The following is a 12,491-nucleotide window of genomic DNA, read 5'->3' as shown; positions in this document are numbered from 1 at the left end:
ATTTTTGATCAATAGTTAAGAGTACCAACGGTTTGTTATGTCTCCAAATGAGGTAACTATGGCTCGATATCAAGAAACTACACAGACTGAAACTCTACACCTACCTCCAGCCATAACTTCTAGGGGCGTTGCTGCAACGGAATTACGTCCTTGGGGCGCTTTTACAGTTTTGGAAGAAGGGCGCGGATACAAAATTAAGCGCATCGAAGTTAAGCCTGGACATCGCCTCAGTCTACAAATGCACCATCACCGCAGTGAACACTGGATTGTCGTCTCTGGTACAGCTAGGGTAGTTTGTGGTGAAAGAGAAGTCCTACTGAGCAATAATGAGTCAACTTATGTACCCCAATGTACATCTCATCGTTTAGAGAATCCTGGTGTGATCCCCTTGGTGTTGATTGAAGTCCAAAATGGCGAATACTTGGGAGAAGATGATATTATCCGCTACCAAGATGACTATGCCCGTACCAAGGATTAAAACCAAAAGAACGCTATTAAAGCTCTAATCCCAAAACTGAATACATTTTTGTGCAAACCGTCTTTGTGAACGAACTACTGCACCCCAGAAGTCCCTACCTTATTAAGGTGGGGATTGAAATATGTTAGTGTTATAAATGTAGTAATAGCGATCGCGCTCATGCCTTCGATGATTTGGAATTTTGCAGAAGCGAGAGTCAACCCATCTGTAAAATAGAACATGGGGTATTCAATTGCAAAAAACTAGTTCCATGATTCATCTGAGTCAAGCAGCCGCGAGTGAAATTGGGCGAATAAAGTCCAAGCAGCAGCCAAATGTATTGTTTCGATTGGCAGTAAAACCAGGTGGTTGTTCCGGGTTATTTTATGATATGTCTTTCGATGAAGCAATAAAAGTTGGCGACCAGATTTTCGACTTGGATGAAATTCAAGTAGTCATAGATGCCGCAAGCTTAAATTACCTCAACGGTTTGAAAGTGGATTATTCAGAAGACTTAATGGGTGGTGGTTTTCGCTTCCAGAATCCCCAGGCGATCGCAACCTGTGGCTGTGGCAATTCCTTCTCCATTAATCATTAAGTAATCGTTCAAAGAAGCAATAAATAGCAAATGACAAATAACAATTGACATAAAGCCGTAAAAAAAGATATAATCAGGATTTGTTAAAACTTAGACATATAAGCAGCTTTACGCGCTGTAACTCATGCCAACAATACAGCAGCTAATACGTACTGAGCGCGAACAAGCGCGTCAGAAAACCAAGTCTCCGGCTCTGAAACAATGCCCCCAACGTCGGGGAGTTTGTACCAGAGTATACACGACCACACCAAAGAAGCCTAACTCAGCTCTACGAAAAGTAGCAAGAGTCAGGCTTACCTCTGGATTTGAAGTCACAGCTTACATTCCAGGTATTGGTCACAACTTACAAGAACACTCAGTTGTGATGATTCGTGGTGGTCGGGTTAAGGATCTACCGGGCGTGAGATACCACATTATCCGTGGCACCCTAGATACAGCCGGAGTTAAAGACCGCAAACAAGGCCGTTCCAAGTATGGAACCAAGCGTCCGAAAGAAGCGAAAAAATAGGATTAGGCGATTAATCGCATCCAACACGATTAATCGTCTACCTTAAAAGTGCCAAGGGCAAAAAAACTATCAGGGTATGTGTTCTAACAGCAGTTATGAAAGCTGTTAAAGTCTGTTTAAAAAAATCAAGCTACACCTACACTAAGCGAGCAAGTGTAGAAGTTCTGAGGAGAACGCTGTAACCCACAGCAGAATTCTAATCTGGACATTAAGGTTTAGAATCTTGTCCCCTTGAGTATTTAGTTGCAGGTAGCAAGTCAATGAATTTTAGATTTGCGATTTTGGATTGGTCGAACCCAGGAGGGGATGAGGCTTAAAGACTTTTGATTTTTTCCAATCCTTGTGGTCGGAACATTTACCAAAAACTCTAATCCAAAATTGGCAGTCAATAGGTCAGCCTTGCTGCAACAGTCGAAAACAAAATTGAGAAAGTCTGAGGGTTGGGTTCCACAGCTTTTAGTTTCCGGTGTCTGATAGCATATAATTTCGTTGCCAATTCCGAATTAAAGGTGAAGTATGTCTCGTCGTGGTGTTATTCAAAGGCGCCCAGTTCCGTCTGACTCCGTATATAACAGTCGCCTTGTGAGCATGATTATCAGACGGATCATGCGTCATGGCAAAAAATCACTTGCCGCACGTATTGTTTATGATGCATTAAAAACTATTGAGGAACGCACTGGTGCTGGTGCTTTGGAAACCTTTGAAAGAGCAGTGCGAAATGCCACGCCTTTAGTAGAAGTAAAAGCTCGGCGAGTAGGTGGAGCAACCTACCAAGTACCAATGGAAGTGCGTACAGAACGGGGCACTACCCTAGCACTGCGTTGGTTAGTGCAATATTCCCGGTCTAGACCAGGCCGGACAATGGCAAGCAAACTGGCAAATGAGTTAATGGATGCTGCCAACGAAACTGGCAATGCCATTCGCAAACGGGAAGAAACGCACCGGATGGCGGAAGCTAACAAAGCATTCGCGCACTATCGTTACTAAGTAGAAAAGCGGTATATCGCCTTGCCGAAGCGGTATATCGTGGATTTGCAAAACAAAGACGGTTTTCCGTAAAAGTATAGAATCTTAACAAAGAGTAATATACAAGATATCATGAGGCAAAAACTATAGGAGGTAGCTGTGGCACGCACGATCCCGCTAGAGAAAGTACGCAACATTGGTATTGCGGCGCATATAGATGCGGGCAAAACAACAACAACAGAGAGAATATTATTTTACTCTGGGATAATTCATAAAATAGGCGAAGTTCATGAAGGAACTGCCGTCACAGACTGGATGGAGCAGGAGCGCGAGCGGGGAATTACCATCACTGCCGCTGCTATCAGTACCAGTTGGAAAGATCATCAAATTAACATTATCGATACTCCAGGTCACGTAGACTTCACAATTGAAGTTGAGCGTTCCATGCGTGTGTTGGATGGTGTAATCGCAGTATTTTGTTCTGTGGGCGGCGTGCAACCGCAGTCGGAGACAGTATGGCGGCAAGCAGAACGCTACAAAGTTCCTCGGATAGCCTTTATCAACAAAATGGATCGCACCGGAGCGAACTTTTATAAAGTTCATGAGCAAATCCGCGATCGCCTGCGGGCGAATGCGATCGCTATTCAACTACCAATTGGTAGTGAAAATGACTTCCAAGGTATCGTTGATCTAGTAGGGCAACGTGCGTATATTTACGCCAATGACCAAGGTACTGATATCCAGGAAACCGATATCCCGGAAGAATTGCAAGCGCAGGTAGACGAATTCCGCACCAAGCTCATAGAAGCGGCAGCAGAAACCGATGATGCTCTGATGACTAAGTACTTCGAGGGCGAAGAACTTACAGAACAGGAAATTCGGACTGCCCTGCGTAAAGGCACAATTGCGGGGACGATTGTACCAGTACTTTGTGGTTCAGCATTCAAAAACAAAGGCGTGCAATTGATGCTGGATGCCGTTGTCGATTACCTGCCAGCGCCAAGTGAAGTACCACCAATTCAAGGCTTACTGCCCAATGGCGATACTGTTGAGCGGCGGGCTGATGACAACGAACCCCTAGCGGCTCTGGCATTCAAGATTATGGCTGACCCTTACGGTCGCCTGACATTTGTCCGTGTTTATTCTGGTGTCCTGAAAAAGGGCAGCTACGTTCTTAACGCTAGTAAGAATAAAAAAGAACGGATTTCCCGCTTAGTTCTCATGAAGGCAGACGATCGGCAAGATGTCGATGAACTGCGAGCGGGTGATTTGGGAGCAGCTCTGGGATTAAAAGATACCTTAACAGGTGACACACTCTGTGATGATGGATCGCCAGTAATCCTGGAATCCCTATTCATTCCTGAGCCTGTGATCTCGGTGGCGGTTGAACCTAAAACCAAGAACGACATGGACAAGCTGTCCAAGGCTCTGCAATCTCTCTCAGAAGAAGACCCGACCTTCCGTGTCCGTGTCGATCCCGAAACAAACCAAACCGTGATCGCGGGGATGGGAGAGCTACACCTAGAAATTCTAGTAGACCGGATGTTACGAGAATTCAAGGTGGAAGCGAATGTAGGTGCGCCACAAGTAGCTTACCGAGAAACAATTCGGAAAGCTGTGAACAAAGTTGAGGGCAAATTCATCCGCCAAAGTGGTGGTAAAGGTCAATACGGTCACGTTGTGATCAATTTGGAGCCTGGAGAACCTGGTAGTGGCTTTGAATTCGTTTCCAAAATTGCTGGCGGTACAGTACCTAAAGAGTACGTTGGCCCCGCAGAACAAGGGATGAAAGAAAGCTGTGAATCCGGTGTTCTTGCTGGATATCCATTGATTGACGTTAAAGCGACGCTAATTGATGGGTCATATCACGATGTAGACTCTTCAGAAATGGCTTTCAAAATCGCTGGTTCAATGGCGATGAAAGAGGCTGTGCTGAAAGCTTCACCTGTCATCTTAGAGCCTATGATGAAAGTTGAAGTTGAAGTTCCTGAAGACTATATGGGGAACGTCATTGGCGACCTAAACACTCGCCGAGGGCAGATTGAAAGCCAAAGCACCGAAAAGGGACTTGCTAAGGTAACATCCAAAGTTCCACTAGCGAGTATGTTTGGCTACGCCACTGATATCCGGTCAAAAACGCAAGGTCGGGGTACCTTCACGATGGAGTTCAGCCACTACGAAGAGGTGCCTCGGAGCGTAGCTGAAACTATCATTGCAAAAAGCAAAGGGAACGCTTAGTTAAAATAAGGAAATGAGCATTCATGGCACGCGCAAAGTTTGAAAGAAATAAACCCCACATTAATATCGGTACAGTTGGCCATGTTGACCACGGTAAAACTACCTTGACAGCAGCCATCACTATGACCTTGGCAGCTATGGGTCAAGCTGTAGCTAAGGGTTATGACCAAATTGATAATGCCCCAGAAGAAAAAGCACGGGGTATTACCATTAATACCGCTCACGTAGAGTATGAAACTGCAAGTCGGCACTATGCTCACGTAGACTGTCCAGGACACGCTGACTATGTGAAAAACATGATCACCGGTGCTGCCCAGATGGACGGAGGTATCCTCGTAGTTGCTGCTACCGATGGACCCATGCCCCAAACTCGCGAACACATTCTGTTGGCAAAACAGGTTGGCGTTCCCAGTCTGGTTGTCTTCTTGAACAAAGAAGACTTGATGGATGACCCAGAACTGCTGGAACTAGTGGAACTAGAACTGAGAGAACTGTTAAGCAGCTACGATTTCCCTGGCGATGATATCCCCATTATCAAAGGCTCTGGTCTGCAAGCTCTGGAAGCAATGACCAAGAATCCCAAGACCCAACGAGGAGAAAATCCTTGGGTAGACAAAATCTATGAACTGATGGATGCTGTAGATTCTTACATTCCCACTCCTGAGCGGGATGTTGATAAGCCCTTCCTAATGGCTGTAGAAGACGTATTCTCAATTACAGGTCGTGGTACTGTTGCCACAGGTCGGATTGAGCGGGGTATAGTCAAAGTCGGCGATAACGTTGAACTAGTGGGTATCAGAGATACTCGCGCCACTACCGTAACTGGTATTGAAATGTTCAAGAAGAGTCTTGACCAAGGTATGGCTGGAGACAACGCTGGCGTACTACTTCGGGGTATCCAGAAGGCTGATATTGAACGGGGTATGGTCATCGCCAAACCAGGTTCAATTAAACCTCACCTTCAATTTGAAGGTGAAGTTTACGTCCTAACAGAAAAAGAAGGTGGTCGCAAGACTCCATTTTTTGCTGGCTACCGTCCCCAGTTCTATGTGCGGACAACAGATGTAACTGGCACGATTAAAGCCTTCACAGCTGATGATGGCACTGAGGTGGAAATGGTGATGCCAGGCGATCGCATCAAGGTGACAGTTGAATTGATCAACGCGATCGCTATTGAACAAGGAATGCGCTTCGCCATCCGTGAAGGTGGTCGCACCATCGGTGCTGGTGTCGTCTCCAAAATTCTGAAGTAGCACCTTTTTGCTCATAACAAAGGAGCAGAGATGGTATTTATTTTGCCTCTCTGCTCCTTTCTCTTCCCTCTATAAATAAGGTAATAGGTTACAGGGGACAGGTAATAGTTTTCTGTAACCTATAACTTGTAACCTTTAACCTGTAAATACTCCCCTAATTACGCAGAACCTGGAAAATTAAAGATGGCAACTCTACAGCAGCAGAAGATTAGAATTCGTTTACAGGCCTTTGATAGGCGCTTATTGGATACATCTTGCGAGAAGATTGTAGACACAGCTAACCGCACCAACGCTACAGCTATAGGCCCAATTCCTTTACCAACAAAACGCCGGATCTATTGTGTGCTGCGATCGCCTCACGTAGATAAAGATTCACGGGAACACTTTGAAACCCGTACTCATCGCCGGATTATTGACATTTACCAGCCCTCTTCTAAGACTATTGATGCCCTGATGAAATTGGATCTACCATCGGGTGTAGATATCGAAGTCAAACTTTAATTTAGTCATTAGTCATTAGGCATTAGCAAATGACAAATGACTAATGACATTAGTATTAATATTTACATGGCCCTGAAGAAATATATCTCAGGGCTTTTATTTAGCTAGGAAACAAATGATAGAATGTAGACAAAATACGGGAAAAGCAGAGAAAAGGAAAATTTTAAAGATTAAGTTTATACTAAGGTAACAATGACATCATCTTCTAAAATTGCAGTTCGCGAACTACCTCTGTTCCCGTTACCCGAAGTAGTTCTGTTTCCTACAAGACCATTACCCCTGCACATCTTTGAATTTCGCTACCGAATCATGATGAACACGATTTTGGAGAGCGATCGCAGGTTCGGTGTTTTGATGTTCGATCCAGTCAAGGGTACAATTGCAAACACAGGTTGCTGTGCCGAAATTGTTCATCACCAGCGGTTGCCAGACGATCGGATCAAGATGTTGACTTTAGGGCAGCAAAGATTTCGTGTATTAGAGTATGTTCGTGAAAAGCCATACCGTGTTGGCTTAGTCGAGTGGATTGAAGACCAAGCACCAACTAAAGATTTGCGACCTTTATCTTCTGATGTCGAACAACTACTGCGAGATGTTGTACGTTTGTCAGCCAAGTTAACTGAACAAAATATCGAACTGCCAGAAGATTTGCCTGACCTACCAACAGAGTTGTCTTATTGGGTAGCTAGTAACCTTTACGGTGTCGCTCCCGAACAGCAGCTCTTGCTAGAAATGCAAGATACTGCAACTCGTCTAGAGCGAGAAGCAGAAATTTTAACCTCTACTCGTAATCACTTGGCAGCTCGTGCTGTTCTCAAAGACACATTTAATGAAAAGTGAGGAGTTAAGAATTAGGAGTGAGGAGTTAGGAATTAGGAAGAAATAACAAAAAATAAAAGATTGACAACTTATAATTTATAGTCCCTAACTGAATCACTGATAACTCTTAACTTCTCAAGTAACACCGCTGATCGATAAAACATTGTAAGCACCAAGAATTTTTAAAATTTCTGTGTGGGTAGTTAATTCTGCTAAAGCAGATTGCATCTGTGCTTCCTTGGCATCCGCTTCTAAATCCATGAAAAATAAGTATTCGCCTAGCGATCGCTTCGTCGGACGAGATTCAATTCGGCTGAGGTTAATTCCTAGTTGAGCAAATATTTGCAAAGGCTTGACTAATGCTCCCGGTGTGTTGGCAGGCATACTAAAAGCCAGCGATGTGTGACTAGCAGACGCTTTTGATGTCTGGTATGCAGCATTAGCTTCGCCATGACTGACTACCCAAAAACGAGTAAAGTTTTCTGGATAGTCGTTAATGCAACTAGCAAGTATGGGTAATTTGTAGAGTTGAGCAGCTCTACTAGAAGCGATCGCTGCCGTTGTTGTATCTTGCCCTAATCGCTGTAGTGCTTCGGTTGTAGAATTGCTGGGAATAATCTGTGCAGTCGGCAGAAACCGCTCTAACCATCCCTGACATTGTGCCAAAGCTTGCGGGTGAGAGTAAACAGTTTTAATCTTATCTAAATTAGACGCGCAGGAAATTAACATATGGGCAATGGGTAATACCAAAGCCAATTGAATTCGCAGACTATCTAATTGCCAGAGTGTATCCAGTGTTGTGGTAACACTCCCTTCAATAGAATTTTCCACTGGCACAACAGCCAACTGAGCTTGACCATCAGCAACGGCGTGCAATGATTGAGAAATACTGGGATAGGGAGATAATATAGCTTCAATTTCCGTACTTTTTTTCAACCAGTTGACATAAAAAATAGTTGCTTGTTCTGCGTAAGTGCCGGGAGGCCCTAAATGTGCGATCGATAGAGTCATACTTTTAGCCTTGAGTTACGAGTTTAATCGGTAAATAGAGGTATGATATTTTGGTTTTGGCAAAATACATCCAATATCTACTTTTACTAAACATTCTTATATGTAAAATTTACGCACTAAACAAATAGACCGAAATATGTATCCAATAAAATAAGTGATGGAAATTAGTCTTTGATCAGATAGGTTTCCTGGCAGTTTTTTTTGCTACATTGCTCCGGATATTTCAGAGAAATTATACTTATTTCTGCCTAGATAAGAAACCATATTTTTGTTTTTATGTCAAGGCTTAAATCATAATCTATATTTCTTAAACTTAAAGATAATAATGAGCGTACCAACTTTTTACTAATAATGTATAGCTGATCAGCAACAATCATTTTTATGGCCAATAAATTTTGTACTTTTCTAATAATCAGAGCTAAGTTGTTAAAAAATATTAAAATTAAGAAACAGATATTTTTATCCGCTCATGGCTACCCGGTTTACTGCCTCCCAATCGGTTGAAATCGCTGTTCCAGAGCAGCCTATTCCCATTCAGCACTACTTACGTCAGCCTCAAAGACTGGTTAAGGCTTTAGTTGACAATAACCGGATTCAGCAACTTTCTGAAGAAGTATTTCGCTTGAAAATGCGTCCGCTAACTTTTATGTCACTAAGTATTCAACCTACTGTGGATATGAGAGTGTGGGCAGAATCAAATGGAATAATTTATTTGCGATCGCTAGGCTGTGAAATCCTGGGTTTCGAGTATATTAACCAGCGCTTTGCTCTCAATTTAAAAGGGCATTTGTCTCCCAAGGAGTTTAGCACTGGCACTCGCCTGCAAGGAAAAGCTGATTTAGAGGTGATGGTGGATTTGCCACCGCCATTTTCCTTTACTCCGAAGCCGATTTTAGAAGCTACTGGAAATGGTTTGCTTAAAAGCGTGCTGTTGTCAGTCAAACAACGCTTATTAAATCAACTTTTGGCGGATTATCGCTACTGGGTGATATCACAAACCAAAGATAAAGGACTTGACGGTGATAGTACTGAGTTACCAATCCTGAATGCTGAGTAATTTTTTAATCACTCAACACTCAGGCGTTTGATTTGGCAAGGACGAAAAGACTGACGATGCAGAGGCGAAGGCCCGTATTGTTGCAAAGCCAGCAAATGGCGCTGGCTACCATACCCTTTGTTACACTCCAGGTTGTACATAGGGTATTTTAATGCTAGACGCAGTACCAGATCGTCACGCCAAACCTTAGCGACAATACTAGCAGAGGCAATAACGAGCGATCGCTCGTCTCCTTTAACTATTGTTTGTTGCGGCAATAGCAAGTCTTTTATTAACTGATTGCCATCAACCAAGCAAATTTCGGGCTGTACCTTTAACTTAAGCACAGCCCGCTTCATTGCTAATAGCGTCGCTTGCAAAATATTTATCTTGTCAATTTCGGCAGTAGAAGCAAATCCAATTTTCCAATCTATAGCCAGCCCGCAAATTTGCTGCGCTAGCTGAGTTCTTCGAGAACTAGATAACTTTTTACTGTCTTTAATTTTAGCTGCCATTAGTATTGGCAAAGCGTGATCTGGTAGGATCACTGCTGCCGCCACCACAGGGCCAAATAGAGCACCTCGCCCTACTTCATCCACACCTGCAACCAACCCTGGAATCCCTGACAAGGTAGAAAACTCCAGCCAAGTGGATTTTTCCAAAGGCGTTGGCGATGTTTCTACCATAAAGCAAATTAATTATCCTCGATCGCTGACGAACGACGACGGCGGCGACGGCTGGCAGTGGCACTGCTATTAGCTTCACTTTCATCTGCGATCTCGTTCGCGGCTGCGGCTTTCGCAGACAAGCGTCCCGAAGGATTCACAGTTAACTCCGGTGGTTCAGTTGTCGCTTCGAGCAAAGATTTTTGTTCTGGCTCAATAACTTTTGGTGTTGGTATCTTGCTTGCGGTTATTTCAGGTGTTGCTTTTTGTGGAATAGGAGTTATTTCAGGTGTTGCCTTTTGGGCAATAGCGGTTATTTCAGGTATTGCTTTTTGGACAATAGTTGATTCTGAGGTTGATTCAGTTGGGGTCGTTGGCAATTGACCGGGCTGAATCACATTAATAATCACAGACTTGGTATTTTTAACCTCTTGCTCTAACTTCACCAAGGGAGATATGCCCATCAAGGCAAACATATCCTGTTCTTGGAGGCTCATTTCTACAGTTCTAATCTCCGGTGGTTCTACCACTGGTTTAACTGGTTCTGCCTTGATAATTTTAGTGCGCTCTACTCTTTCACTCCAACCTGGTTTACCAAGGGTGGGTGAGGGAATTTCTGGTGCAACTCCTAGTTCTGGTTCCATATCAAGGTCTAAGTCTGGCTCGTTGGCAAAAGCCAGGGGATTGGGAACAATCCGAGCTTCATCTTTCCCGTTTAACCCATTGACACCAATGCGACTGCGGCGAGTGCGGGTACGACGCTTATCATTAAGCTCTTGATAACTAGGATGATTGATCAGATTTAGGTTACTCAATTCCGAGTCGCCGTCAAATGCTTCTCCAAATCCATCATAGGTTTCACGTGGTTCTGGGGTGCGCGCAGATGGCTGACGTGGTTCTCGATGAGGCAAGGATACAAAACGCTCACGCTCTGGTGTCTCTGCCGGTATAGGTAATCGGTTTTCGATTTCTCCAGGCAGACGCACGGTATGTCCTAAACCGCCACAGGTGGGGCAAGTTTCACCAAACAATTCGTAAATATTTTGACCCTGACGTTTGCGGGTCAGTTCTACTAGACCCAGTTCGGTAAGTTGGGCAATCTGGGGACGAGCTTTGTCTGCTTTGAGTGCTTTATTAAAATGTTCGAGAACTTGTAATTGGTCACGTCGCGATTCCATATCGATAAAATCAACGACGATCACCCCGGCAATATTCCGCAGACGCAACTGGCGAGCAATTTCTGTTGCCGCTTCGCAGTTTGTCCACAAAACTGTTTCTCTAGCTGTTGCCGATCGCGTAAAGGAACCTGAGTTAACATCGATTACGGTTAATGCCTCCGTCGGCTCGATGATAATGTAACCACCAGAAGGTAGGTCTACCCTCGGTTTCAGGGCTTCTCTAATCGCAGCTGTGATCCGGAAGTATTCTAAAATTGGGGAGCGATCGCGATGATGGTCAATCAACAATCCCTGCGGTGTTTGACCGCCACTCCAATTCTGCAAGTACTGTTTGACGCGCTTCAAACCAGTACTGGAATCTACGACAATCCGATTGACATCCGCACCGTACATATCTCGCAATACGCGCTGGATAAAGTCATCGTCTCGGTTGAGCAGTGCTGGGGCGCGGGTAGAATGGGCTTCCTGCTGAATAGCTTCCCATTGCTTTTGCAGCAACTCCAAATCTTCCATAATCGCTTCTTCGGGTTTGCCTTCGGCTTCTGTACGCACAAGCAAACCCATTCCCGCCGGCTTGACCAAAATTGCTAGTGCCCGTAAGCGGTTGCGCTCACTTTCACTTTTAATTCGTCGAGATAAATTTACGCCCCTACCGTAGGGCATCAGTACTACGTAGCGTCCGGGTAAGGTGATATTACCCGTGAGCCTGGGCCCTTTTGTCCCCGTTGGCTCTTTCATTACTTGCACCAAAACTTTCTGCTGTGGTGCTAGTAGTTCTGTAATTGCCGCTGCGGTACGCTTGAGCTTCAATGGCCCCAAGTCGGTAACATGAATAAAACCGTTGCGCTCTGGGTCGCCAATATTGACAAAAGCCGCATCTATCCCAGGCAAGACGTTTTCTACTACTCCTAAGTAGATATCACCTATTTGATGATGACCCGTAGCAACAACGAGTTCTTGTATTTGATCTTCAGAAAAAACCGCAGCAATTTGGTGCTGCTCCGCGATGATAATTTGTTTCGGCATTCAATTTCCTCAAAAATTGGCAGCACTTACAGGTTTGAGGTTTGTTGTATCAAGTCCGGTTAATTACTTTTAATTCAAAACTCCCTGCGTCTCCGCGTCAGTTTTAATTATTAGTATTTTCTCGGTTTGATATTATACTTTTGCTGCCCTCACAACCCTCAAAAGGCGCTACTGATAATAAAAATCGCAAATCTGAGCTTCTAAGTTAAATAGCTATTGGCGCTCTTAAGAGCGT

General features: G+C 44.2%; 12 protein-coding genes. 9 read left to right on the top strand and 3 right to left on the bottom strand.

Going from position 1 to position 12,491, the window contains the following annotated elements; all coding sequences use genetic code 11:
* The first annotated feature begins 58 nt into the window (after positions 1-58).
* The 8 genes from HUN01_RS14825 to HUN01_RS14790 all read left to right on the top strand — a co-directional run bounded on the left by HUN01_RS14825 (position 59) and on the right by HUN01_RS14790 (position 7,361).
* Positions 59-478 carry a cupin domain-containing protein gene (locus HUN01_RS14825; protein ID WP_181931918.1) on the top strand — a complete coding sequence of 140 codons (420 nt, stop codon included), beginning with the start codon at positions 59-61 and terminating at the stop codon, positions 476-478.
* A gap of 250 nt (positions 479-728) precedes the next feature.
* Entirely contained in the window at positions 729-1,055 is a 327-nt protein-coding gene (locus HUN01_RS14820; RefSeq protein ID WP_181932689.1) for a HesB/IscA family protein, read from the top strand.
* A 124-nt stretch (positions 1,056-1,179) separates the two neighbouring features.
* Positions 1,180-1,563, top strand: a complete 384-nt coding sequence (gene rpsL / locus HUN01_RS14815; RefSeq protein WP_015214573.1) for a 30S ribosomal protein S12 — start codon at positions 1,180-1,182, stop codon at positions 1,561-1,563.
* 516 nt (positions 1,564-2,079) lie between these two features.
* Complete coding sequence (rpsG, locus tag HUN01_RS14810; protein ID WP_069070112.1) at positions 2,080-2,550, top strand: 30S ribosomal protein S7; 471 nt, start codon at positions 2,080-2,082, stop codon at positions 2,548-2,550.
* 138 nt (positions 2,551-2,688) lie between these two features.
* Positions 2,689-4,767: an elongation factor G gene (gene fusA, locus HUN01_RS14805; protein ID WP_181931917.1), complete on the top strand. Its 2,079-nt coding sequence runs from the start codon at positions 2,689-2,691 to the stop codon at positions 4,765-4,767.
* Positions 4,768-4,790: 23 nt separating this feature from the next.
* A complete protein-coding gene (gene tuf, locus HUN01_RS14800; protein ID WP_181931916.1) occupies positions 4,791-6,020 on the top strand; it encodes an elongation factor Tu in 1,230 nt (409 codons plus the stop codon).
* A 183-nt stretch (positions 6,021-6,203) separates the two neighbouring features.
* Positions 6,204-6,521 carry a 30S ribosomal protein S10 gene (rpsJ, locus tag HUN01_RS14795; RefSeq protein WP_008232935.1) on the top strand — a complete coding sequence of 106 codons (318 nt, stop codon included), beginning with the start codon at positions 6,204-6,206 and terminating at the stop codon, positions 6,519-6,521.
* Positions 6,522-6,713: 192 nt separating this feature from the next.
* Positions 6,714-7,361, top strand: coding sequence for an LON peptidase substrate-binding domain-containing protein (locus HUN01_RS14790; RefSeq protein WP_181931915.1), 648 nt, complete (start codon positions 6,714-6,716; stop codon positions 7,359-7,361).
* Between the two features lie 114 nt (positions 7,362-7,475).
* On the opposite strand, the gene pheA is transcribed toward HUN01_RS14790, so the two are convergent.
* Positions 7,476-8,351 carry a prephenate dehydratase gene (gene pheA / locus HUN01_RS14785; protein WP_181931914.1) on the bottom strand — a complete coding sequence of 292 codons (876 nt, stop codon included), beginning with the start codon at positions 8,349-8,351 and terminating at the stop codon, positions 7,476-7,478.
* Between the two features lie 469 nt (positions 8,352-8,820).
* On the opposite strand from pheA, the gene HUN01_RS14780 reads away from it, so the two are divergent.
* A complete protein-coding gene (locus HUN01_RS14780; RefSeq protein ID WP_181931913.1) occupies positions 8,821-9,408 on the top strand; it encodes a DUF1997 domain-containing protein in 588 nt (195 codons plus the stop codon).
* An 8-nt stretch (positions 9,409-9,416) separates the two neighbouring features.
* Here the strand turns inward: HUN01_RS14780 and HUN01_RS14775 are convergent, their stop codons facing one another.
* Positions 9,417-10,073, bottom strand: a complete 657-nt coding sequence (locus HUN01_RS14775; RefSeq protein WP_181931912.1) for a ribonuclease HII — start codon at positions 10,071-10,073, stop codon at positions 9,417-9,419.
* Positions 10,074-10,081: 8 nt separating this feature from the next.
* Positions 10,082-12,256 (bottom strand): ribonuclease E, encoded by a 2,175-nt coding sequence (rne, locus tag HUN01_RS14770; RefSeq protein ID WP_181931911.1) that lies wholly within the window; start codon positions 12,254-12,256, stop codon positions 10,082-10,084.
* Positions 12,257-12,491 lie beyond the last annotated feature (235 nt).

Origin of the sequence: Nostoc edaphicum CCNP1411, assembly GCF_014023275.1 — a bacterium.
Taxonomy (GTDB): domain Bacteria; phylum Cyanobacteriota; class Cyanobacteriia; order Cyanobacteriales; family Nostocaceae; genus Nostoc; species Nostoc edaphicum_A.
Note: the sequence above shows the minus strand (reverse complement) of the source record. Positions and strands in the feature narration are given on the sequence as shown.

Bases quoted from the DNA above. Each gene is read 5' to 3' on its own strand.
- tuf (WP_181931916.1), top strand. From the start codon at position 4,791: ATGGCACGCGCAAAGTTTGAAAGAAATAAACCCCACATTAATATCGGT.
- HUN01_RS14775 (WP_181931912.1), bottom strand. From the start codon at position 10,073: ATGGTAGAAACATCGCCAACGCCTTTGGAAAAATCCACTTGGCTGGAG.
- HUN01_RS14790 (WP_181931915.1), top strand. From the start codon at position 6,714: ATGACATCATCTTCTAAAATTGCAGTTCGCGAACTACCTCTGTTCCCG.
- rne (WP_181931911.1), bottom strand. From the start codon at position 12,256: ATGCCGAAACAAATTATCATCGCGGAGCAGCACCAAATTGCTGCGGTT.
- pheA (WP_181931914.1), bottom strand. From the start codon at position 8,351: ATGACTCTATCGATCGCACATTTAGGGCCTCCCGGCACTTACGCAGAA.
- HUN01_RS14780 (WP_181931913.1), top strand. From the start codon at position 8,821: ATGGCTACCCGGTTTACTGCCTCCCAATCGGTTGAAATCGCTGTTCCA.
- HUN01_RS14820 (WP_181932689.1), top strand. From the start codon at position 729: ATGATTCATCTGAGTCAAGCAGCCGCGAGTGAAATTGGGCGAATAAAG.
- rpsG (WP_069070112.1), top strand. From the start codon at position 2,080: ATGTCTCGTCGTGGTGTTATTCAAAGGCGCCCAGTTCCGTCTGACTCC.
- HUN01_RS14825 (WP_181931918.1), top strand. From the start codon at position 59: ATGGCTCGATATCAAGAAACTACACAGACTGAAACTCTACACCTACCT.
- rpsL (WP_015214573.1), top strand. From the start codon at position 1,180: ATGCCAACAATACAGCAGCTAATACGTACTGAGCGCGAACAAGCGCGT.
- rpsJ (WP_008232935.1), top strand. From the start codon at position 6,204: ATGGCAACTCTACAGCAGCAGAAGATTAGAATTCGTTTACAGGCCTTT.